Annotated in this window: 1 protein-coding gene; it reads left to right on the top strand. The window is 60.7% G+C overall.

Going from position 1 to position 394, the window contains the following annotated elements; all coding sequences use genetic code 11:
- Positions 1–387: IS30 family transposase (locus NZH93_RS51470; RefSeq protein WP_259624628.1), on the top strand; the 387-nt coding region annotated here is incomplete at its 5' end.
- Between the last annotated feature and the right edge of the window lie 7 nt (positions 388–394).

Consider the following 394-nt stretch of genomic DNA (forward strand, 5'->3'; position numbering starts at 1 on the left):
CGGATCCCGTACGACCGGTCCGCGGAACGAGTGGCGTATTTGTTGGCGGCCAAGATGGAGACGCTGCCCCGGTTTCTGCGCGACAGTCTCACCTGGGATCAGGGGAAGGAGTTGTCCTCGCATGAGAAGTTCACGGTGAGGTCCGGGATGCCGGTCTATTTTTGTGATCCCCGGTCGCCGTGGCAGCGGGGAACGAACGAGAACACCAATGGTCTTCTTCGCCAGTATTTCCCGAAAGGCACGGACTTGTCGGGGTACTCCCAAGCAGAGTTGGACGCGGTGGCGGCGGAACTCAACGACCGTCCTCGGCAGACGTTGGGGTGGAAGTCACCGCGCTACAAGTTGGATGAACTGCTGCTCGAAGCCGGTGATGCGTCCACCACTTGAGGCCAAG

This window comes from Umezawaea endophytica (assembly GCF_025061645.1).
Taxonomy (GTDB): domain Bacteria; phylum Actinomycetota; class Actinomycetes; order Mycobacteriales; family Pseudonocardiaceae; genus Umezawaea; species Umezawaea endophytica.